This window comes from Pseudomonas frederiksbergensis (genome assembly GCF_003732665.1).
In the GTDB taxonomy this organism is placed as follows: domain Bacteria; phylum Pseudomonadota; class Gammaproteobacteria; order Pseudomonadales; family Pseudomonadaceae; genus Aquipseudomonas; species Aquipseudomonas frederiksbergensis_G.
Map to the genome: position 1 here is coordinate 335055 of NZ_MOBP01000012.1, position 21103 is coordinate 356157.

The 21103-nt window shown below is 58.8% G+C and carries 23 protein-coding genes and 1 pseudogene; 10 read left to right on the top strand and 14 right to left on the bottom strand.

Annotated elements, in window-relative coordinates:
- Positions 1-115: 115 nt before the first annotated feature.
- Positions 116-2560 (bottom strand): autotransporter, encoded by a 2445-nt coding sequence (locus BK665_RS18685; protein WP_123408011.1) that lies wholly within the window; start codon positions 2558-2560, stop codon positions 116-118.
- A gap of 177 nt (positions 2561-2737) precedes the next feature.
- On the opposite strand from BK665_RS18685, the gene acuI reads away from it, so the two are divergent.
- Together acuI and BK665_RS18695 are read left to right on the top strand one after the other, a co-directional pair.
- Positions 2738-3721 carry an acrylyl-CoA reductase (NADPH) gene (gene acuI, locus BK665_RS18690; RefSeq protein WP_123408013.1) on the top strand — a complete coding sequence of 328 codons (984 nt, stop codon included), beginning with the start codon at positions 2738-2740 and terminating at the stop codon, positions 3719-3721.
- Between the two features lie 62 nt (positions 3722-3783).
- Complete coding sequence (locus BK665_RS18695; protein ID WP_123408015.1) at positions 3784-4242, top strand: GyrI-like domain-containing protein; 459 nt, start codon at positions 3784-3786, stop codon at positions 4240-4242.
- Here BK665_RS18695 and ada read toward each other — a convergent pair.
- The 6 genes from ada to BK665_RS18720 all read right to left on the bottom strand — a co-directional run bounded on the left by ada (position 4239) and on the right by BK665_RS18720 (position 7877).
- Complete coding sequence (gene ada, locus BK665_RS18700; RefSeq protein WP_123408430.1) at positions 4239-5306, bottom strand: bifunctional DNA-binding transcriptional regulator/O6-methylguanine-DNA methyltransferase Ada; 1068 nt, start codon at positions 5304-5306, stop codon at positions 4239-4241. The genes BK665_RS18695 and ada overlap by 4 nt on opposite strands.
- A gap of 78 nt (positions 5307-5384) precedes the next feature.
- On the bottom strand, positions 5385-6065 hold the full coding sequence (gene alkB, locus BK665_RS18705; protein ID WP_123408017.1) for a DNA oxidative demethylase AlkB: 681 nt from the start codon (positions 6063-6065) through the stop codon (positions 5385-5387).
- On the bottom strand, positions 6055-6744 hold the full coding sequence (locus BK665_RS18710; RefSeq protein ID WP_123408019.1) for a 2OG-Fe(II) oxygenase: 690 nt from the start codon (positions 6742-6744) through the stop codon (positions 6055-6057). The genes alkB and BK665_RS18710 overlap by 11 nt, the downstream gene beginning before the upstream one ends.
- A complete protein-coding gene (locus BK665_RS18715; RefSeq protein ID WP_123408021.1) occupies positions 6741-7241 on the bottom strand; it encodes a methylated-DNA--[protein]-cysteine S-methyltransferase in 501 nt (166 codons plus the stop codon). Before BK665_RS18715 ends, BK665_RS18710 begins: the two co-directional genes overlap by 4 nt.
- 125 nt (positions 7242-7366) lie before the next feature.
- Complete coding sequence (locus BK665_RS34490) at positions 7367-7543, bottom strand: hypothetical protein (RefSeq protein ID WP_166655969.1); 177 nt, start codon at positions 7541-7543, stop codon at positions 7367-7369.
- Between the two features lie 28 nt (positions 7544-7571).
- Positions 7572-7877 carry a DUF1883 domain-containing protein gene (locus BK665_RS18720; protein ID WP_054050556.1) on the bottom strand — a complete coding sequence of 102 codons (306 nt, stop codon included), beginning with the start codon at positions 7875-7877 and terminating at the stop codon, positions 7572-7574.
- Positions 7878-8088: 211 nt separating this feature from the next.
- On the opposite strand from BK665_RS18720, the gene BK665_RS18725 reads away from it, so the two are divergent.
- The gene (locus BK665_RS18725; protein ID WP_123408023.1) at positions 8089-8445 is read left to right on the top strand and encodes a hypothetical protein; all 357 of its coding nucleotides are present in this window, start codon (positions 8089-8091) and stop codon (positions 8443-8445) included.
- 71 nt (positions 8446-8516) lie between these two features.
- Positions 8517-8747, top strand: coding sequence for a hypothetical protein (locus BK665_RS18730; protein WP_109631864.1), 231 nt, complete (start codon positions 8517-8519; stop codon positions 8745-8747).
- Between the two features lie 11 nt (positions 8748-8758).
- Here the strand turns inward: BK665_RS18730 and BK665_RS18735 are convergent, their stop codons facing one another.
- Complete coding sequence (locus tag BK665_RS18735) at positions 8759-9040, bottom strand: hypothetical protein (protein WP_054050561.1); 282 nt, start codon at positions 9038-9040, stop codon at positions 8759-8761.
- A 140-nt stretch (positions 9041-9180) separates the two neighbouring features.
- Positions 9181-9369: a hypothetical protein gene (locus BK665_RS18740; RefSeq protein ID WP_123408025.1), complete on the bottom strand. Its 189-nt coding sequence runs from the start codon at positions 9367-9369 to the stop codon at positions 9181-9183.
- Positions 9370-9628: 259 nt separating this feature from the next.
- On the opposite strand from BK665_RS18740, the gene galU reads away from it, so the two are divergent.
- On the top strand, positions 9629-10468 hold the full coding sequence (gene galU / locus BK665_RS18745) for a UTP--glucose-1-phosphate uridylyltransferase GalU (RefSeq protein ID WP_123408027.1): 840 nt from the start codon (positions 9629-9631) through the stop codon (positions 10466-10468).
- 130 nt (positions 10469-10598) lie between these two features.
- Complete coding sequence (gene gorA, locus BK665_RS18750) at positions 10599-11957, top strand: glutathione-disulfide reductase (RefSeq protein ID WP_123408029.1); 1359 nt, start codon at positions 10599-10601, stop codon at positions 11955-11957.
- Here the strand turns inward: gorA and BK665_RS18755 are convergent.
- Positions 11954-12964, bottom strand: a complete 1011-nt coding sequence (locus BK665_RS18755) for a DNA-binding protein (RefSeq protein ID WP_123408031.1) — start codon at positions 12962-12964, stop codon at positions 11954-11956. The genes gorA and BK665_RS18755 overlap by 4 nt on opposite strands.
- Before the next feature lie 177 nt (positions 12965-13141).
- On the opposite strand from BK665_RS18755, the gene BK665_RS18760 reads away from it, so the two are divergent.
- The 3 genes from BK665_RS18760 to ahpF all read left to right on the top strand — a co-directional run bounded on the left by BK665_RS18760 (position 13142) and on the right by ahpF (position 16493).
- Positions 13142-14086 carry a site-specific integrase gene (locus BK665_RS18760; protein WP_123408034.1) on the top strand — a complete coding sequence of 315 codons (945 nt, stop codon included), beginning with the start codon at positions 13142-13144 and terminating at the stop codon, positions 14084-14086.
- A 146-nt stretch (positions 14087-14232) separates the two neighbouring features.
- On the top strand, positions 14233-14796 hold the full coding sequence (gene ahpC / locus BK665_RS18765) for an alkyl hydroperoxide reductase subunit C (protein WP_054050573.1): 564 nt from the start codon (positions 14233-14235) through the stop codon (positions 14794-14796).
- Positions 14797-14927: 131 nt separating this feature from the next.
- Positions 14928-16493 (top strand): alkyl hydroperoxide reductase subunit F, encoded by a 1566-nt coding sequence (gene ahpF / locus BK665_RS18770; protein WP_123408036.1) that lies wholly within the window; start codon positions 14928-14930, stop codon positions 16491-16493.
- A gap of 180 nt (positions 16494-16673) precedes the next feature.
- Here the strand turns inward: ahpF and gloA are convergent, their stop codons facing one another.
- Complete coding sequence (gloA, locus tag BK665_RS18775; protein WP_123408039.1) at positions 16674-17195, bottom strand: lactoylglutathione lyase; 522 nt, start codon at positions 17193-17195, stop codon at positions 16674-16676.
- Between the two features lie 145 nt (positions 17196-17340).
- Here gloA and BK665_RS18780 point away from each other — a divergent pair, with 145 nt between their 5' ends.
- Positions 17341-17865 carry a DUF4946 domain-containing protein gene (locus BK665_RS18780; RefSeq protein ID WP_123408431.1) on the top strand — a complete coding sequence of 175 codons (525 nt, stop codon included), beginning with the start codon at positions 17341-17343 and terminating at the stop codon, positions 17863-17865.
- Positions 17866-18053: 188 nt separating this feature from the next.
- Here the strand turns inward: BK665_RS18780 and BK665_RS18785 are convergent, their stop codons facing one another.
- From BK665_RS18785 to BK665_RS18795, 3 genes and pseudogenes are all read right to left on the bottom strand, one after another.
- Complete coding sequence (locus BK665_RS18785; protein WP_123408041.1) at positions 18054-18419, bottom strand: histone-like nucleoid-structuring protein, MvaT/MvaU family; 366 nt, start codon at positions 18417-18419, stop codon at positions 18054-18056.
- A gap of 224 nt (positions 18420-18643) precedes the next feature.
- Positions 18644-20179 carry an EAL domain-containing protein gene (locus BK665_RS18790; RefSeq protein WP_123408043.1) on the bottom strand — a complete coding sequence of 512 codons (1536 nt, stop codon included), beginning with the start codon at positions 20177-20179 and terminating at the stop codon, positions 18644-18646.
- 50 nt (positions 20180-20229) lie between these two features.
- Positions 20230-21096, bottom strand: a pseudogene (locus BK665_RS18795) (LysR family transcriptional regulator).
- Positions 21097-21103: the final 7 nt, after the last annotated feature.

Sequence of the window (21103 nt, forward strand, 5' to 3'; positions counted from 1 at the left end):
GGACCGACCTCGACATCTATGCCTTTGGCAGCCAAGGGGCCGCGAGTGCCAGGGCGCCATGGCCACCACGCCGGACACAGGCCAGGGGCCGCATCCAGGGTACTCAGCGGACAACTCAACGGCGATGAAGTCCGCCGCCACCGCCGCCAAACGAACGATTCATGACCCGGGACGAGTCATGAAAATTGTTGAAACGTTCATTGCCGAAAGAGCGTGCCGCTGATTCACGATTGAGGTTCTGCAATTGCGCGGTGTTCGCAGGGTTGACCCGTGTTGCACCGCCCTTGACCATCGATTGCCAACCGTCGTCGGTCTTTTTGTAGACGTTACCGTCATGCCCGGCGTAGACGTTATCCCCCACGCGGGCAGCGCCGCTGTTGCGTGCGCGTACGCTGCCGTACTGGGTGGTGTTGCCAGTGCTGGGGTTGTAGACAGCGCCGCGATTGGCCGTGACCTGAGTGCCGTTGCGCACATTGCCCGCTGTCACTTTGCCGCCGGCAATCGCACCGCCATGGGGGCCGACGATTTCGCCGCTGCGTCCGGCGGCGTAGTTGCCGTTGTAGACGTTATGCACTGCGCCGCGCTGACCGGCCGTGGCAATACCAGTGCGGGAGTTATAGGCATTATCGACCTGGCCGGCCCAGCGATTACCGGTCCAGGCGTTGTAACCGGCACCGTAACGGCTGACCGAGGCGCGATCACCCCATTGGCGATAAATGTTGCCGGTGCTCCCCGCCCAACCACCGGGCCCCCAGGCCACTGCGCCGCCGTGATAACCATAGGCCGCGCCGCCCCAGGGCATTGGCGCCGGATACAGGCGCGGCCCCCAGGCGTAACCCCAGCCGTAATTGCCCCACCAAGGGTACGCGCCCCAACCCCAGCCCATGGCCACGGTGCTGCCGCCCCAACTCCAGCCAAAACCGAAACCGAAGGTCCAGCCTGTCCATGGCGTGTAGCGAATCGCCACGCCAAAACCGTAGGTCACCGGTGGCCCGTACCAGACGCTGCCAACCCACGGCGTATACGGGTAACCGGTGCCATAGACCACCACGCCACTGTTCGGGTCCACCGTTGAGCCCTGATACCCCGGCGTATAACCCACGACTACCGTGTCGCCGTTGGCCTCGTACACTTTCACGTAAGTGATGTAGTGCATCGGCGAGCTGGGCGGAATCGAGTAAATCACTGCCGGCACCGAGGTCGCGACCGACCATGGGCCTCGCACCGAGGTGGCGTTGAACCAGATACCGTTTTCCACCGCGTACCAGCGCTTGGCATCGACCATGATGATGGGCGTCTGCGTGTTCACCACGTATTGCAGCGGTGTGCCGCTGATGGCCTTGAGCTGCGGTTCGCCGTCGAACTGAGGCGCGGTCATTTTCACCTGGCTTTTCTTGATCGCCGAGGTCTGCGGGATGGTCGCCGCAATCGCTGCTTCCCGGGCCTGGGGCGTGCCGGCCACTGAGGCTTTGACGTTCTCCTTGGCACTGTCGTCGGGAATGTTGGCGAAGTCGGCGGGCAGCTTGTCTGCGGGGGCGAAAGTCCACGGGCCTTTCATGTCGGTGGCTTTAAACCAGCGCCCGGAAATCAGCACATAACTGTCCTGGTCGCCGACTTCCTTGAAGATGTGCCCGGTGGTGTTGGTCACGTAGAGCAACTGTGTGCCCTGGATCGGCTGCCACTGCGGCGCACCGTCGGTAACAATCAGCTCGGTGGGCGTTGTGGCGATATGAATTTGTGGGACCGGTGGTTTGGCCAGCGTAGGAATTTTGTCCTTCGGATCGCTTTGACCTGTCAGCAAATCAACCTGACGGCTCTCGATTGCGGCTTTCTTGGCTTTTTCCAGCTCGGCGGACGGCGAGGGCAGTGGTGCGTACTGGCCGCCCAGTTCATCAGCGACCAGCCAGCCGTCGAACACATGCAGATAGTGTTTGCCCTGGGCATCCTTGAGCAGCAACGGCCGAGTGTTGATCACCCGTTGCAACGCCGTGCCATCTACCGGGCGATAAGCCGGCTCGCCGTCGATGTACACCAACAGCGCCGGGACGTCGGAGGTGATGATGGTCGGCGGGGTGTTTTCAATCGGATCGCCACTGGATTTCTGCTCGGCCGCGAGGACGCCGACGGCGGCTTCGAGTTGGTCCAGGGAGATGGTTTTCTTGCGGTTCGCCGCGTCTTTTTTCAGGGCCGCGACCCAGGTATCGGCTTTAGCCGCGCTGGAGGGAAAATCCGCTTTGGTCAGTGTGTATTGATCGAGGGCCACCCAGCGGGTGGCCTTGTCCACGAGGGTATGGGCGCTGAACTGTACGATGCCGTAGGTGGATTTGCCGTCGGCCCCGGTGGCTTCGACGGCGGCCCGCGCTTGCAGGGTATAGCCGTCCCAACTGTCGAGTTGCGGCTGATAGATCGTCAGTTTGGTATCACCGGCAGTGAGGACTTGCGGCCAGGTCGGGGCCACCGCAGCCTGGGCGGCTGGCGTTGTGGGCGGGGCAGCCTGAACGTGGCTCAACCCCAATAAACAGAGGATCAGCACCACGGTAAACGAGCGAAGGCAAGGCATTGTCAGCTCCATCGACAGGGCGGCTTTTCAGGTATTTCAGGGCCGCGAAAAAAGCATAGCCTCAGGTCGTGGAAACGCTCGGCGGATTAGGGAATTGGCTGAAAGTCGGGTAGGGCAATGTGTTTCTATGTGTTATTTCAATGACACCAACCCCTCAACCCCCATCGGGAGGCAGCGATGTTCAAAGGTATTTTGATCGACAAAGACGACAGCGGTTACCGGGCCACACTGCAAGAGATCAATGACGATCAACTGCCGGAGGGCGACGTGACCGTGCGCGTGGCGTACAGCACGCTGAACTTCAAGGATGGCCTGGCGATCACCGGCAGCAGCCCGGTGGTGCGAAAATTCCCCATGGTCCCGGGCATCGATCTGGCCGGCACTGTCGAAGTCAGCGGGCATCCGGACTACAAGGTCGGTGATCAGGTCGTACTCAATGGCTGGGGCGTGGGTGAAGGGCATTGGGGCGGACTGGCGCAGAAAGCGCGGCTCAATGGCGACTGGTTGATCCCGCTGCCCAAGGCATTCACCACGGCCCAGGCCATGGCCATCGGCACCGCCGGCTACACGGCGATGCTCTGCATCCTCGCGCTGGAGCACAACGGCGTCACACCCGAGCAAGGCGAAGTGCTGGTGACCGGCGCCAATGGCGGTGTCGGCAGTTTTGCCATCGCACTTTTAAGCAAACTCGGCTATCGGGTGGTGGCGTCGACCGGTCGCATCTCGGAGCACGACTACCTTAAACAGTTAGGCGCCAGCGAAATCATTGACCGCGCGACCCTGTCTGCACCGGGCAAGCCGTTGGCCAAGGAACGTTGGGCGGCGGTGATTGATTCAGTCGGCAGCCACACCCTGGCCAACGCTTGCGCCAGCACCAAGGCCAATGGCACGGTCGCCGCGTGCGGTCTGGCCCAGGGTATGGATTTTCCGGCCTCCGTGGCGCCCTTCATTTTGCGTGGCGTGACCCTTGCCGGAATCAACAGCGTGACCCAGACCAAAGCCAAGCGGATTCAGGCCTGGAATCGCCTGGCGGAGGATCTGGACTTTGCCCTGTTACCGCTGATCAGCCATGAAATCGGCTTGAGCGAAGCGATTGAAGCGGCACCGCGTTTGCTCGCCGGTCAACTGCGGGGACGGGTTGTGGTCGACGTCAATCGCTGACAAGGTAGGCGCCATTGCGGCTCGTGAGGGCCGCAGATCTCAATAAAAGGAGTGGCGTCACAATGGAAGTCAAACAGGTTTACGTAGCCCCGTTCACTGTGTCCGGGCTGCAGGTGCGGACCCACAACAGCGCTGAACAAAGCGCTGAAACGGCGAAGATTGGTCCGATGTGGGGGCGTTTCTACAGTGAAGGGTTGATGGAGCGTATGGCGCCCCAGCCAGCCGGCTCACCGGTTTATGGCGTGTATTCCGGGTATGAATCCGATGCCTCGGGGGCATTCGATGTCACCGCCGGGATGGCCGTCGAGGAGCCTGCACCAGGTTACGAAACCATCAATATCGAAGGCGGCCGGTATCTGGTCTTCGAGGGCAGCGGGCCGATGCCGGACGCCGTGATCAATACCTGGCAATTTATCTGGAATTATTTCGAAACCAATCCGCAGGCCAAGCGCCGATTCGCTGCCGATTTTGAAGCCTACACCGGCCCCGAGTCAGTCGCGGTGCATATCGGCATCGTCTAAGGCTGGGTTTCACGCTCCAGCAACTGCCGTTTACGCTCCACGCCCCAACGGTAGCCCGACAGGTTGCCATCGCTGCGCACCACCCGATGACAGGGGATCGCCACGGCCAGACTGTTCGCGCCACAAGCCTGGGCCACGGCGCGCACGGCTTTTGGCGAACCGATGCGTTGGGCTATATCGGCGTAACTCGCGGTGCTGCCAGCGGGAATCTGCCGCAGGGCTTGCCACACACGCTCCTGAAACGCGGTGCCGCGCACGTCCAGCGGCAAGTCGAGGCCAATGGCCGGTGCTTCGATGAAACCGACCACTTGGGCGATCAACTGCTCAAACCCGTGATCGGCGCCAATCAGGTTGGCTCGGCGAAACTTGTCCTGCAGGTCGCACACCAATTGATGCGGATCGTCGCCCAGCAGAATCGCGCAAATCCCTCGCTCACTTTGCGCCACCAGGATTGCCCCCAAAGAGCACTGGCCAACGGCAAAACGAATGTCGTTGTTCTGACCTTCGGCGCGGTAATCCCCGGGTTTCATGCCCAGCAACTGGTCGGCGGCTTCATAAAAACGACTGTTGGAATTGAACCCCGCGTCATACAACGCATCGGTCACCGAGCCGCCATCGCTCAAACGCTGACGGACCTTGCGTGAACGGTGGGCACTGGCGTAACCCTTGGGCGTGAGGCCGGTCACGGCTTTGAATACGCGATGGAAGTGGAAACTGCTCAAGCCTGCGGCCTTGGCCAGTTCACCCAGCGTCGGCACCTCCTCGGCGGATTCGATCTGACGGCAGGCAGCCGCCACGGTCGCGGCATGTTGCGCGGCGACATCGCTTTGATCCTTCGCCGCCCGTTTGCTCGGGCGATAACCCGCCGCCTGGGCCTGCTCGGCGGTATCAAAGAATTCGACATTCTGCGGTTTCGGCAATCGCGCCAGGCTGCTGGGGCGGCAATAGATGCCGGTGGTTTTCACCGCATAGACAAACTGCCCGTCAGCTCCGGGATCGCGGGCGACGACGGCGGCCCAGCGTGGATCGTTTTCGATCGCGATCCTGGTCGAAGAAGTGGTCATGGTTTCAGGTCCGTTGACGGGTTTCATGCAGCTTAAGCAGGCATCCAGACTGGAACACTCCGGGTCTTGCGGTCAAATTCAACCGGCGGTGCGGAACGTAAAATTGATCCGCTGTTCGCCCAGTCGCGGATGTTGGCCCTCCTTGATCGGCAACACACCGTGGTAACGCAAGCGATCCACGCCGCCCCACACCACAATGTCGCCATGGAACAACGGCACCCGCTGGCTCTTGTCACTGCGTTCGAAACCGCCAAACAAAAACATCGCCGGCAAACCGAGGGACACCGAAACGATGGGCGCGGCGTAGGAACCTTCGTCTTTGTCCTGATGCAAAGACATCTTGGCCCCTGGGACATAGCGGTTGATCAGGCAGGAATCCGGCACAAAGTCGGCAAATCCCGCTTCCCGCGCCGCCGCTTGCGCCAACTCGAAAAACACCTCGGGCATCGCTGGCCAGGGGCGCCCGGTTTGTGGATCGTTGCGGGTGTAGCGGTAGCCGCTGCGGTCGGTGGTCCAGCCCAGAGTGCCGCAACTGCTCAGAGCCACCGACATGGTGAAACCACCCGGCGTGACCATTTGCCGAAACGGTGCTGCCAGCAGAACAGCCTCCAGCGCCGGTAATAATCGGTCGAGCAGCGGAAGGGCAAAGCCCCGCAGAACGTAGGACTGTTCGCCGATCTGCTCGCGCCGGGGCGGTTGCTGCGGCTCGATATCGGCGAACAGATCGAAGGTGGTCGGGCTCATGGTTTCATAACGCATCGTGAAAAATGATTCCAAGGGTATGCCGTTTTCCGCTGTGCAGGCGACTGACGCCATGGCGCAGAGTCACCCGGTAATAGCCGCGAGCGCCTTTGACCGGGCGCTGGTTGACCGCAAAGATCAGCCCGTCGCCTTTCTTCAGACCGATCACTTGGGGCCGTGACTGCATTCGCGGGCGCTGCTCGGTGAGCACGAATTCGCCGCCGCTGAAGTCTTCGTCCGGTTCTGACAGAAGAATCGCCACTTGCAGTGGGAAAACGTGTTCGCCGTACACATCCTGATGCAGGCAGTTGTAGTCCCCTGGGCCGTATTGCAGCAACAACGGGGTGGGGCGCTCCTGACCGGCGGCGTGGCAGCGATCGAGGAACGCCGGGTGGTTGTCGGGGAAACGGGTCGGCAGGTCCATGTGCTCATGCCAGCGATTGGCGATGGGCACCAGTCGCGGGTAGAGCCCGTTGCGCAACCGACTCACCACGTCCGGCAGCGGGTACTTGAAGTACTTGTATTCGCCGCGTCCGAAACCGTGCCGGGCCATCACCACTTGTGAGCGGAAGGCCTCGGATTGAGCGTACAACGCGCTGACTTGGTCGCACGTTTCGTGGCTCAACAATGAACGGATAATGGCGCAGCCGTCCTGATCGAGCTGTTGTTCCAACGACACCCAGTCCAGCGTGCTCATTGCTGCGCCTCGCGATCCAGTAACTGCTGCTTGCGTTCCAGCCCCCAGCGATAACCACCGAGGCTGCCGTCCTGGCGCAGCACCCGATGGCAAGGGACGATCACCGCGACCGGGTTGGCGCCGCAGGCATTGGCGACGGCGCGAAAAGCCTGGGGCTGGTCGAGACGTTGTGCGATATCGCGATAGCTGGCGGTTTGCCCTACCGGAATTTGCCGCAGGGCCTCCCAGACTTGGCGCTGAAAAACGCTGCCTGCCAGATCCAGCGGAAAATCCAATGCCGTGTGTGGATTGTCGAGGTGGCGCAAGGTCTGTTCCAGCTGGGGGGTCAGACCTTCATCGCGTTGGAGTTCACCGCACAAGCGCCGCGCCAGATCGCGCTCAAGGCTGGCCAGGTCGTCGCCAAGCAGCAACGCACAAAGCCCCTTGTCACTGAAGGCCAGCAACAATACGCCCAGCGAGCAAGTGCCGCTGATGTAGCGAATCGAGGAAGTAGACATGTTCTGACTCCTGAACCAAAGGTTGAGGTGGCCAGACTAGGGCGCGTTGATCGAGGGAACACTCCGGCGCTTGCGGTCGAATTCGGGCGGGGGAGCCGACGTCCGTATTGTCGCTCCTGCTCGCGTTACAGCGCTTTGCTGACGGCGATGTCGCTGATCACGTCTTCGCCCTGGCCATGAATGGCGTCGAGCGCGGCTTTGGCTTCCGCTTCAGTGCCGTTTTCAAGCTGGGCAAATTCGAAGCGGCGCTCGCCGTTGAGTTTGTATTTGATGACGTACTTGGTCGTTTGGGCCACGGTCATGACTACCTGTATACGTGTGAGGGCGTTCTCAGCTCAGTTTAGTGCTGGAGCGGCGGACGATCTTGATCGAGTGGGTCAGTGTCGGCTTGCGCGTGACGCTGATGGCCTTGCGGCTGTTGACCATGTCGATGGTGATGTTCCAGAAACCGGTGCTCGGGGCGGTGATGCGCGCCGGGAAGGTATCGAATGCGCCGCCGTGATATGTGTGACGGCCGCCATTCTTGAAGCTGCGGAAGTTGGCGTCGTTCATCAAGCGGATGTTGCACATTTGGGAGCACTGGATGACGACGATGTCGTCTTCGTTGAGGTGCTCGCGCTGGTGGATAAATTTCATGGGGCGCCTCCAGAAGGGCTTTTTCTACAAAATCAAAACGATAGCAGGGCAATTGGCAGAGTTTATCAGCCCGAACGGGTTATTATCCGGCTGTCAGTGTCGTGTTTGACAATTAAAAACAGTTATTCGGAATTCTATGAGCGATAAATGCAACGAGCCTCGGAGAAAAACAGTCATTACGCTGTCGGAGGGTCTTTATCGGAGGTTTTATATGAAATGGGGTGTCCTGGTCCTGCCGCTTGCGTTGGCGGTGAGTGGTTGTGCCAATGTCGCAGAAATCAACGAAACACTGCCGACCATGAGCGTGATATCAGGCAAAAAGCCCCATGAGTACGCGCAATGCCTGGGCGAGAAGCTGGCTTCCAGCCGCGGTGCCTTGCAGCTTGAGCCACACAAGGACGGCGTGCGTGTGATCGTTCCAGGGAAATTTTCCTCGGGGCCGGCGGCCGTATTCGATATCGAAGACCGCTCCGGCGGTAGCAGTATCAAGCTGCATGAACGCATGTCCAACGTGCCGGTACGTCCAAAGGATGTCCAGCATGCAGCCACCGCGTGCATTTCCGGCTGATAGACTGTCGGTCGTCAGCCTGATGCCGCCAAAGCAATACTTTGGCGGCATTGTCATTTCTGGAGCCGCGCATGAAGCGAGAGCAAGTACGGGAGCGCCATGCAGAGGGCCTTATCTCTGCCACCCACGTGATTCAGAACCCGGCCAATCCGGGGGAGTGGATTGTGTTTTTCAAGAAAAGCGCCGGGCGCAGTTATTTTCTGGTGGATGACAACGATGAAGTCGAATCCTTCGGTCGCCTGGACGATTTGATCGAGACCGTGCGCGGCCTCGGAATCAAGTTTGCCGAAATCCACATGTAGGGCAGGGCGCCTTACTTGCAGACCACCACTACGCTACGGTTCTTGAAGTTGCCGACGTCGACGCCCAGGGTCTTGTCGCTTTCCTTGGTCGACGGTGTGCCGTCGGTCCCGACGATCCGGTAGCCGGTGCCGGCGCAGGAGTCATCGGCTTTTTCGTAGCAGGTGGCCCAGGAATTGGCTTCCCCGGAGCAGTCGATGGTCAGGCCTTGTTCACCATTGTTCAGGTAGGTTTTTTCAGATGTCGCGCAGCCAGTGAGCGCCAGTACCGCAATCAGTGCCAGAAGTTTGTTCATGTCGTTGTAGTCGTCGTCAGATGATGGGGCTAAGCCTGTGACAGCAGCGGTGTCAAAAGGTTATAGCGATTGGCCACTTTGATGCAGGCAAACACAAAAAAGCCCTGCGCGAAGGCAGGGCTGCTTGAATCAGCTGCGTTTCAGGACTTGTCCTTGCCGCGCCGCTTCGGGCCTGCGGGTTGATCTTGCAACACCGATGCCACCTCGATCGCCAACGCTTCGGTCGGGAAAGGGCCGGCGATATTCTCGCCCGCAACGCTGTCTACCCACCATTGGCTGTCCTTCGCCTGGTTGATCAGGTATCCGTTGACGCTTTTTGCTACCGACATCTATCTGCCTCTTTGGCTTGGTTCAATCGCGCCATGATACCGCCAAATGCACTCAACGGGGGCTGATGGGCGTATGGTGGTGCGATTGCCGGTCGGTGCAGAGTCGACGGTCTGTGCTATCTATAAAAGCTTATGGGAACTATCCGCCAGAATATTTCTCTATGATGGCATCGGTTAGCCAGTGCGGGGCATTGTAAGGTGCACGCCGCCTGATTAGACTGCGCCGAAACTCGAACACACAGCCCTTTCAAGGACTTATATGATCAAGAAATGCTTGTTCCCAGCAGCCGGTTACGGTACTCGCTTCCTGCCAGCGACTAAAGCCATGCCCAAAGAAATGCTGCCGGTGGTAAACAAGCCACTGATCCAGTACGGCGTCGAAGAAGCACTGGACGCTGGGTTGACTGAAATCTCCATCGTGACCGGCCGCGGCAAACGCGCTCTGGAAGACCACTTCGATATCAGCTACGAGCTGGAAAACCAGATCAAGGGCACCGACAAGGAAAAATACCTGGTCGGCATCCGCAAACTGCTCGACGAGTGCTCGTTCTCCTACACTCGCCAGACCGAAATGAAAGGCCTGGGCCACGCGATCCTGACTGGCCGCCCACTGATCGGCGACGAACCTTTCGCCGTGGTACTGGCGGACGACTTGTGCGTCAACCTCGACGGCGACGGCGTGCTGACGCAGATGGTCAAGCTGTACAAACAATACCGCTGCTCGATCATCGCGATCCAGGAAGTCGACCCGATGGAAACCAACAAGTACGGCGTGATCGCCGGTGACTTGATCGGTGACGACCTGTACCGCGTACGCAACATGGTTGAAAAACCAGCGCCGGAAGATGCACCGTCGAACCTGGCGATCATCGGTCGTTACATCCTGACCCCGGACATCTTCGACCTGATCAAGCAAACCGAGCCAGGCAAGGGCGGCGAAATCCAGATCACCGACGCCTTGATGAAGCAGGCGCAAAACGGTTGCGTGATTGCCTACAAGTTCAAAGGCAAGCGTTTCGACTGCGGCGGCGCTGAAGGCTACATCGAAGCGACCAACTTCTGCTTCGAGAACTTCTACAAGACGGGCAAGGCTTACTGATAGCGCTTGAACCACTTGTAATGAGAAAACCACCTTCGGGTGGTTTTTTCGTTTTCCGGCCCCATATTGTTCGCAGCGCTTGCCCAATGGGCGTCTGCGGGTATGCTGATGGCCTGCCGAGGAGATAGAAATGGCCTACGATTTTGACCTTTATGTGATTGGCGCCGGTTCCGGCGGTGTGCGGGCTGCGCGATTCGCGGCCGGTTTTGGCGCGAAAGTGGCCGTAGCCGAGAGCCGTTATCTGGGCGGTACGTGCGTCAATGTCGGCTGCGTGCCGAAAAAACTGCTGGTTTATGGTGCGCACTTTGCCGAAGACTTCGAGCAGTCCTCCGGTTTTGGCTGGAGTCTGGGCGAGGCCAAGTTCGACTGGGCGACGTTGATCGCCAACAAAGACCGCGAAATCAAACGCCTGAACGGTATTTATCGCAACCTGCTGGTCAACAGCGGCGTGACCTTGCATGAAGGCCACGCCAAGATCGTCGACCCGCACACGGTCGAGATCAATGGCCAACGCCACAGCGCCAAAAATATTCTGATTGCTACCGGCGGCTGGCCGCAGATCCCGGAAATTCCGGGGCACGAACACGCGATCAGCTCCAACCAGGCGTTCTTCCTCAAAGAATTGCCGAAACGCGTTCTGGTGGTCGGTGGTGGTTACATCGCGGTGGAATTCGCAGGGATCTTCCACGGCCTGGGCGCAGAGACTACGTTGCTGTATCGCGGCGATCTTTTCCTGCGCGGCTTCGATGGCGCGGTGCGCAAGCATTTGCAGGAAGAACTCACCAAGCGCGGCATGAACCTGCAGTTCAACGCCGACATCGAGCGTATCGAGAAGCTCGCCGACGGCAGCCTGAAAGCCACCCTCAAGGATGGCCGCGAACTGCAAGCCGATTGTATTTTCTACGCCACTGGGCGACGTCCGATGCTGGACAATCTGGGCCTGGAAAACACGGGCGTCAAACTCGACAAAAAAGGTTTCGTGGAGGTGGATGAGCAGTATCAAACTGCCGAGCCATCGATCCTGGCCTTGGGCGATGTCATCGGTCGCGTGCAACTGACGCCGGTGGCGCTGGCTGAAGGCATGGCCGTTGCGCGGCGCTTGTTCAAGCCTGAGCAATATCGTCCGGTGGATTACAAGATGATCCCGACGGCGGTGTTCAGCTTGCCGAACATCGGCACGGTCGGCTTGAGCGAAGAAGAAGCCCGGGAGGCCGGGCACGATGTGGTGATCTACGAAAGCCGTTTCCGGCCGATGAAGCTGACCCTGACTGAATGTCAGGAGCGCACGCTGATGAAACTGGTGGTGGATGCGAAGACTGACAAGGTCCTCGGTTGCCACATGGTCGGCCCGGATGCCGGGGAAATCGTGCAAGGCCTGGCGATTGCCCTCAAGGCCGGTGCGACCAAGCGCGATTTCGACGAAACCATCGGCGTGCACCCGACGGCCGCCGAAGAGTTCGTCACCATGCGTACGCCGGTCGCGAGCTAATCGTCCTTCGCTGTGTCTGGCGCGGTCGCAATGGCTGCCGCCAGGCGCACGCTTTCATCCAGGCTGGCCTGGGTCTTCGCCAATTCGATTTCCAGTGACTGATTGATCTGCGATTGCTCGTCGACGTTCTGCTTGAGCGCCTGACTTTCCAGCAGGGCAATGCGCAGACGTTCCTGGAGTAGGGTGCGCTCGCTGTCGACGCGGTTGGCCTGCTCCAACAATTGATCCTGGCGAGTGTTGGCCTGCTTGAGCTGCTCCTGCAACAGGCTCAACTCCCGCAGCGTTCCGCGGTTCTCGGTCAGCAAACGTTCGTTGTCACGGTGCAACTGGGTAATTTCATCCTGGCGGACGAGGGCGCTTTGCTGGGCCTGACGCAATTCCATCTGAATCTGTTGCACCTGGCCTTCGTGGCGGCGCTGATCCTGCTCGCGCTGTTCCTTGACCGCGTTGCGGTAGTGCTCCAGCGCGTCCCGGGCGTGCAGATGTTTTTCTTCAAGGGAGCGGATCTGCTCGTCCTTGTCCTTCAAGCGTAATTCAAAGTCCGCCAGCGCCTGGTTCAGCCCGGCGTTGCGAGTTTGCTCGGTCTGCAGCATCGAGCGGGTTTCCAGTAGCGCGTCAGATTCCTGGGTCAGGGCCAGACTTTGAATCTCGTATTGCTGCTGCAGTTCGCTGTTGGTCTCGCGGGCTTCGTCGAGCTGCGCCTCCAGCTCTTTACGCTGGCGATCGAACTGCTCGCGGGCCTGATCGATTGGCTCCTGAGCCTGTTCTTTCAGGCGTTGCGCCAAGCGTGACACCAGTCCCGCCAGCTCATCATCAATCGGTTCCTGGGTCGCTTCAGTGCGTTCCGAGCCACCATCAAGCTCTTTCAGATAGCGATGAATCGTGGTTTTCGAACCGGTATTGCCCATCTCGATCCGTACTGCATCAATGCTGGGGTTCTCGCCACGGGCGAGGATCGCCAACCGTGCCGCTTGCACTACCGCTTTATTTACGCCGCCACGAGCCATGAGTTCTCCTACGATTTCGTACTGTGGTACATATCATCAAGTACGCAGTGTACCATCACATAATAAAAGTTAAATCCTTTAAGTTTCTGGTACGGGATATACTGGTATTACCCCGTGTGATCAGCCGTAGATACGCTTTTCACTCGCCAAAGCGGTACGTTTTTGAGAGTTGAGCCTATGTCCGATCTGGATCGCTACCTGCAAGCCGCCACCCGCGACAACACCCGTCGCAGCTACCGCGCGGCCATCGAGCACTTCGAAGTCAGTTGGGGCGGGTTCCTGCCGGCGACCAGCGATAGCGTCGCCCGCTATCTGGTCGCTCATGCGAGCGTGCTGTCGATCAATACCTTGAAACTGCGTCTATCCGCATTGGCGCAATGGCACAACAGCCAAGGCTTTGCCGATCCGACCAAGGCGCCGGTGGTGCGTCAGGTGTTCAAGGGGATTCGCGCATTGCATCCGGCCCAGGAAAAACAGGCAGAGCCGCTGCAAATTCAACATCTGGAGCAGGTGGTCGCGTGGCTGGAACAGGAAGCGCAAACCGCCCGAAATGAAGGTGACCAGCCCGCACTGCTGCGGGCCAGGCGCGATATGGCGCTGATCCTCCTGGGTTTCTGGCGCGGCTTTCGCAGCGATGAGCTCTGCCGTTTGCAGATCGAACACGTGAAAGCCATCGCTCAGTCTGGTATCACGCTCTATTTGCCACGCAGCAAGAGTGATCGCGAGAACCTCGGCATGACTTACCAGACCCCGGCATTGCAGCGCTTGTGCCCGGTGCAGGCCTACATCAACTGGATCACCGAAGCGGCACTGGTTCGCGGGCCGGTGTTCCGAGGCATCGACCGTTGGGGCCACCTGAGCGAGGAGGGCTTGCACGCCAACAGCGTGATTCCGTTGCTGCGCCAGGCGTTGGAACGCGCCGGCATTCCCGCCGAGCACTACACCAGTCACTCCTTGCGTCGCGGTTTTGCAACATGGGCCCATCAGAGTGGTTGGGACTTGAAGTCGTTGATGAGCTACGTGGGCTGGAAGGATATGAAGTCCGCCATGCGCTATGTTGAAGCCAGCCCGTTTCTCGGGATGACAACCCTCGCGGAAAAAGCCATTGGCGCTGCTCAGTAAGTTTTCTTCTATTAATACTGTCGGCTAATAGCGAAAACCAATGAGCAGCATGAGCTTTGCCAATGAGCCATGCGGCAATCGAGTGGGTAGGATTCACCACATCAACTTTTCAACCCGAACTTTTCAACCCTGACGGAGAGTCACCGATGCCTATCATCAACAGCCAAGTAAAACCGTTCAAAGCTACCGCTTACAAAAATGGCGACTTCGTACAAGTGTCTGACGCTGACCTGAAAGGCAAGTGGTCGGTCGTGTTCTTCTACCCAGCAGACTTCACCTTCGTTTGCCCAACCGAACTGGAAGACCTGGCTGACAACTACGCCGCGTTCCAGAAACTGGGCGTCGAGATCTACAGCGTTTCCACCGATACCCACTTTGCTCACGCTGCCTGGCACAACACTTCGCCAGCCATCGGCAAAATCGAATACACCATGATCGGCGACCCGACCCACGCCATCTCCCGCAACTTCGACGTGCTGATCGAAGAAGTTGGCCTGGCTGACCGTGGCACCTTCGTGATCAACCCTGAAGGCCAGATCAAAATCGTTGAGCTGAACGACGGCGGTGTTGGCCGTGACGCTTCCGAGCTGCTGCGCAAAATCAAGGCTGCCCAGTACGTTGCTGCTCACCCGGGCGAAGTGTGCCCAGCCAAGTGGAAAGAAGGCGAGGCTACTTTGGCTCCGTCCCTGGACCTGGTCGGCAAGATCTAAGTCTGTGACAGAAGCAACATCAGGGCGGGTTTCCGCACCTAAGTAAGCTGCAACCGCCCAATAAAAACGCCCGGGCGAGATTCGCTCGGGCGTTTTTTTTCGCCTCAAATAAAGTAAAGGAAATCGCCCGTATGTTGGACGCCAATCTTAAAGCCCAGTTGAAATCGTACCTGGAACGGGTCACCCAACCGATCGAGATCGTTGCTTCCCTCGACGACGGTGCGAAATCCCAGGAAATGCTTGAACTGCTGAAAGACGTCACCAGTCTTTCCAACCAAATTACGTTGCTCGACAACGGTGATGATGCTCGCAAGCCATCGTTCTCGATCAACCGCCCGGGTGCCGACATCAGCCTGCGTTTCGCCGGCATCCCTATGGGCCATGAATTCACTTCGTTGGTGCTGGCCTTGCTGCAAGTCGGCGGTCACCCTTCGAAAGCCAGTGTCGAAGTGATTGAACAGATCCGCTCGCTCAAAGGCGAGTTCAGCTTCGAGACTTACTTCTCGCTGTCCTGCCAGAACTGCCCGGACGTGGTCCAGGCGCTGAACCTGATGGCGGTGCTCAACCCGAACATCCGTCACGTCGCCATCGACGGCGCACTGTTCCAGGCCGAAGTCGACAAGCGCCAGATCATGGCGGTGCCTAGCGTGTACTTGAACGGCGAAATTTTTGGCCAGGGCCGCATGGGCGTGGAAGAAATCCTCGCCAAGATCGACACCAGTGGTGCCGAACGCCAGGCCGAGAAGATCAGCGCCAAAGAAGCGTTTGATGTGTTGATCGTCGGCGGCGGCCCGGCCGGTGCTGCGGCAGCGATTTACGCTGCCCGTAAAGGCATTCGCACCGGTGTGGCCGCTGAGCGTTTTGGTGGGCAGGTGCTCGACACAATGGCCATTGAAAACTTCATCTCCGTGCAGGAGACCGAAGGGCCGAAACTGGCCAGCGCCCTGGAAGAACACGTCAAGCAGCACGACGTCGACATCATGAACCTGCAGCGGGCCACCGCGCTGATCCCGGCGAAGAATGCCGGCGAGTTGCACGAAGTGCGCTTCGAAAGCGGTGCCAGCCTGAAAACCAAGGCGCTGATCCTTGCCACCGGCGCTCGCTGGCGGGAAATAGGTGTGCCGGGCGAGCAGCAATATAAAGCCAAGGGTGTGTGCTTCTGCCCGCACTGCGACGGCCCGCTGTTCAAGGGCAAGCGCGTGGCGGTGATCGGCGGCGGTAACTCCGGCGTCGAAGCGGCCATCGACCTGGCCGGCATCGTCAGCCACGTTACGCTGCTGGAGTTTGACAGCAAGCTGCGCGCCGATGCGGTGCTGCAGCGCAAGTTGTACAGTCTGCCGAACGTCAACGTCATCACTAGCGCCCTGACCAGCGAAGTGAAGGGTGATGGCCAGAAAGTGACCGGCCTGGTCTACAAGGACCGCGATTCGGGTGAATTCACCACGGTCGAACTGGAAGGCATCTTTGTGCAGATCGGTCTGTTGCCGAACACCGACTGGCTCAAAGGCACCGTCGAATTGTCGCCCCGTGGCGAGATCATCGTCGATGCCCGTGGCGAAACTTCGCTGCCGGGCGTGTTCGCCGCCGGTGACGTAACGACTGTGCCGTACAAGCAGATCGTGATTGCAGTGGGCGAGGGCGCCAAGGCTTCCCTCAGCGCATTCGACCACCTGATCCGGACCTCGGCCCCGGCTTAAACGCCAGCGCTGAAAACAAAAACCCCATGAGTGATCATGGGTTTTTTTGTTGCCCGGCGCATTCCCCCTTGTGGGAGCGGGCTTGCTCGCGAAAGCGTCGTATCAGTCGACATCAATGGTGCCTGACACACCGCTTTCGCGAGCAAGCCCGCTCCCACAGGGAAATTGGTGGTGCGGCTATTACATCGGCGCTGGCTGGATGATTTCGACCCAGTAAGCATCCGGGTCCTTGATAAACGCCAGGCTTTTCATGCGGCCATCGTTCAGGCGCTTCTGGAAATCACAGCCCAAGGCTTCGAAACGTTCGCACGCGGCGCGGATGTCTGGCACCGAGATGCAGATATGACCGAAACCACGCGGGTCGGTGTTGCCGTTGTGGTAGGCGAACTCTGGATCGCTTTCGGTGCCGTGGTTGTGGGTCAGTTCCAGAATGCCCGGGATCGATTTCATCCACTCGGTACGCGCGGCGGCATCGGCCGGGATCTGGCTTTTATCCACCAGCGCCAGGAAGTACAGGCTGAACTCGGCTTCCGGAAAGTCGCGCTTTTCAACCAGGGAGAAACCGAGGATGCGCGTGTAGAAATCCAGGGACTTGGTGATGTCCTTGACCCGCAGCATGGTGTGGTTGAAGACGAACTTCTGGGTAGCGGTGTCAGGTGCGGCGGTGACGCCGGGGAAGGTGTTCAATTCGTGCAGGCTCATTGGCCCTCCGGAAAATAAGTGGGGCTGGCGAATGGTCGCAATGATACGCAAGGGTTCCTCCATCGCCAAACCAAAACGGCCGGCTATTGCCTGGCAGCCGGGTGAGGGTCAGACTTTGTGGTTCTATCTGAGAGTGCCCCTCGTAATGATCCGACCGTTTGCATCGCTATTCGTTTTCATGGGTTTGTTTGCGCTGGCCAACGCGGCACGGGCCGACACACCAAGCATTACTTGGCCGAATGGCTGGGAGGTGGAAGCGGTCGCGCCCAATGAAGCCGCGCCGCAAGTGTCCCGCCAGCGCGCGGTGAAGAACGACGCCGAGGGCAATCAGGTGCTGGTCATGGAGTTGACGATGACCTCGGTGGAAAGTGGCCATCAGGTCAATTTGCAGGGCGTGTTGCTGGAGATGCGCAAGTCGGTGCAGAAGGACTTTTTCCAGGGAGGCTATCAAAGTGTCTGCAACAAGATCCACCCGAACACACTGAGTCAACTGCCGGCGCTTGAAACCACTTGCACGGTTACCCAGAACGGCCGCCACGTGCTGTCGCAAACATTGGTCGCCGCCGTACAGGCGGACAAGGCCTATGTACTTTCCTACGCCGGGCAGGCTGAGGTTTATAAGGCAAGCCAGGACGAAATAGCGGCTGCCCGCAACAGTTTTAAACTTTAGATGAAGAATTGGCCGCCGGTATCCCCAAGGGATTAAGCACAAAGTAAGTGAGCAAGTATTGATCGACCATGGAAGCGCCACCTCGTTACAAGGCTTTTCCAACTTGATCGGCGACTATCGTTGCATTTGTTAGATATCGACCATGAAAAAGCCCTGCATTAGCAGGGCTTTTTTTATTGCCGCGAAGGTCAGCCGCGCAACCAGGAATCGACGGTGGCTGCACCGTACTGTTCCTTCCAGGCTTTCAGGCCGCGGTGGTTACCACCTTTGGTTTCAATCAGTTCACCGGTGTGCGGGTTGTGATAGACCTTGACCACGCGGGCGCGGCGGGTTTTAGGAGCGGCGGCTTGTTGCAGGCCCGATTTTGCCGGGTTCGGATCGAGAATGGCGATGATGTCGCGCAGGCTTTTGCCGTAGGTTTTCATCAGCCCCTGGAGCTTTTCTTCGAATTCGATTTCTTTCTTGAGCCCGGCATCGTTCTTCAAGGACTCCAGTTGCTTGAGCTGTTCTTGAAGGGCCTTTTCAGCTGCACGAAATTCAGCGAGTCTGGACAATATCTTTACTCCAATAGTGTGTTTGGCTGATACCAACCGCAAACAAAGCTATAAGCCAAGAGCCTTGAAGCGACTCGGTGATAATGGCTCACCTGCCAATCTTGCACAGGCAAGAAAAATTGTAGTAGTTAATTGCCCAAGAGTAAATCCTGTCTTTTTCTTCATGTAACAACAGCAGTCTTTTGATTCAAATTGGTGCAAGCTTTCGTTATTTGCCGGCTCGGTTAATGGTGACTTAATGCATTAATGAAGTCCGTGCCAGGCATCGGACGACCGAACAGGTAGCCTTGCAGGAAGTTTACGTGGTGGGCGGTCAGGTAATCGCTTTGCTCCTCGGTTTCTACACCTTCGGCAACAATTCCCAGGTCAAGCTTGGCCGACAGTTCGATGATGCTGTCCAGAATGTGTCGAGAAAGAGCATCGGCGCCAATCATGGCGACAAAACTCTGATCGATTTTCAGGAAGTCCACATTGAATTGGCGCAAGTAGCCCAGGCTCGAATGCCCAGTGCCGAAGTCATCGATTGCGATCTTCACGCCCAGGCCATGGAGTTGCTCGAACAACTGGTGAGTCAGCGCCGTCGGTTCGATCAGTTCGCGCTCGGTCAGTTCCAGCACCAGGCTGATGCTACCCGGCGCAAATGCGCTGAGAAACGTTTGGCAATCCTCCACCAGTTCCAGATCCTGGCAATGGCTGGCGGTGATGTTGATTCCGATATGAAACGGCTCGTCAAAACCTGCGGATACCGGCCCGAGCAACGCGGCAGTCTGCTGCATCAATGAGCGGGTCATCGGCACGATCAGCCTCGAGTGCTCGGCAAACGGGATAAACAGATCCGGGCGCACCAGTCCTTCCTTGGGATGACTCCAGCGCATCAGCACTTCGGCGCCGCTCCACTTTTTGCTGTCGCCATGCACCACCGGTTGAAAATACGGAATGAATTCCCCAGCCTCCAGCGCACGTTGCAATTCAACACTGGGCGACGAGGCGCGCTTTTGCAAAACATGCCCGATTGCGCCCGACACCACGCCAAAAAATATCAGCAGGCTGAACAGCGGCGGGTACTCACTTCCCATGTAACGCCAGGTCTCGCCGTCGGGAAAACCAGCGGCCACGGCAAACGCGTATCGCTCGGAAACTCGGGTGCTTTGCGCCACCGGCAAGACGGGCAGGGCGCTCTCGTGGACCTTGCCGTCGGCCGACAACCAGTTGTTACCCACTTGCAGCAGCAACGACGTCTGGCGCCCGATCAGTCGCAGCACGTTACTCAAGTGATAGCCGTCGAGCGTGGTCAGCGCGCCTTTTTTGTCATCGCTGAGGCGATAGACCAGCAGGGCGGTGTCGGGCGTCACCGGGTTGCCATTCATCAACCACAACTGGCCCTGGGTGTAGTCGCCGGGGTTGACCTTCTCCTGATAGTCGCCGAACAACGAACTGCAATAGAGCGTGTTGTCGTACACCAGATTGGTCGAGCGGACGAAGGGGCGACGGGTCACCTGTTCGCGCAACGCCAGTTTTGCGTCGTTGCAACTGTCGCCGGCCAGTGGCAGCAACACCCGCGCGGCCTCGGCGGTGTTGTCGAGCATCAGGTTGAATTGGCGCAGCGCTTCATCCGCGGTTTGCTCGGTGCTTTGTTTCAGCGCACGTCCGGCCTGCATATAAAGGATGGCGCAGCCCAGCAGAACCGGGAGCACGCCGCTCAAAACGGTCACAGCAATCCGGGTGCTGCGCTTGCGGCGGGACTTGACGGTCAGGGGCATCAGCGAAACCTGTGGCGATGAAATAAGGAGGATAGATGGCCATTCGTGCTTTAGCTCAGGCTCGATGCGAGCTCGATAAAAGCCAGTGTTGCTGGCGAAGACTGGCGCTTATCCAGCACCGCCAACCCGACCTGACGCTTGACCGGTGGTGACAACGGCCGTTTCACATAGCGGCGATCGTCATCCACCGGCAATGAACTTTCGGCGACGACGGTCAGGGCATCGCCACGGCCCACGGTGTCCAGGGTGCTAAGCAATTGCGAGCAACGATAGCGAATGTTCGGCACCAGCCTGGCGGCGTTGAACAGTCGGGAAACCAGCTCGGATGAACCGGCCTCGGTCAGGACGAAGGGGTCATGGCACAGGTCTTTCAAGCTCAGGCTGTGGTGTGCCGCCAACGAGTGACCGGCGGGCAACAGCGCGACCATCTGATCCTCAAGCAACGCAACGGTGTCGAAACGCTCCTCGGGCAGCACTACGAAACCGATGTCGATACGCCGCTCTTCGAGCCATTGAATCACCTGGCGGTCCGGGCCTTCGTCGACATGCACCTCAATACCGGGATGGGCCGCACGGAAGTGTTGCAGGATCTTCGGCAGCAACTTGATCGAGGATGTTGGGCCGAATGAACCGATGCGCAGCGTGCCGCGTTTCATCCCGCGAGCATCGGCGGCTTCCTGGCGCAGTGTGTTGGCCAGCCCGAGCATCGCCCGGGCCCGTTGCAACAATTACTGGCCGATGTCGCTGAGTTCGACGTTTGATTGATGCCGGCGCAATAACTCAACCCCCAATTCCTGTTCCAGCGACTTGAGCGCGTGGGAAACCGCCGATTGTGAGATTCCCAGGCGATTGGCCGCCGCAGTAAAGCCGCGCAGTTCGGCCACCAGGGAAAAGATTTCCAATTGGGTCAGGGTCATGAGTATT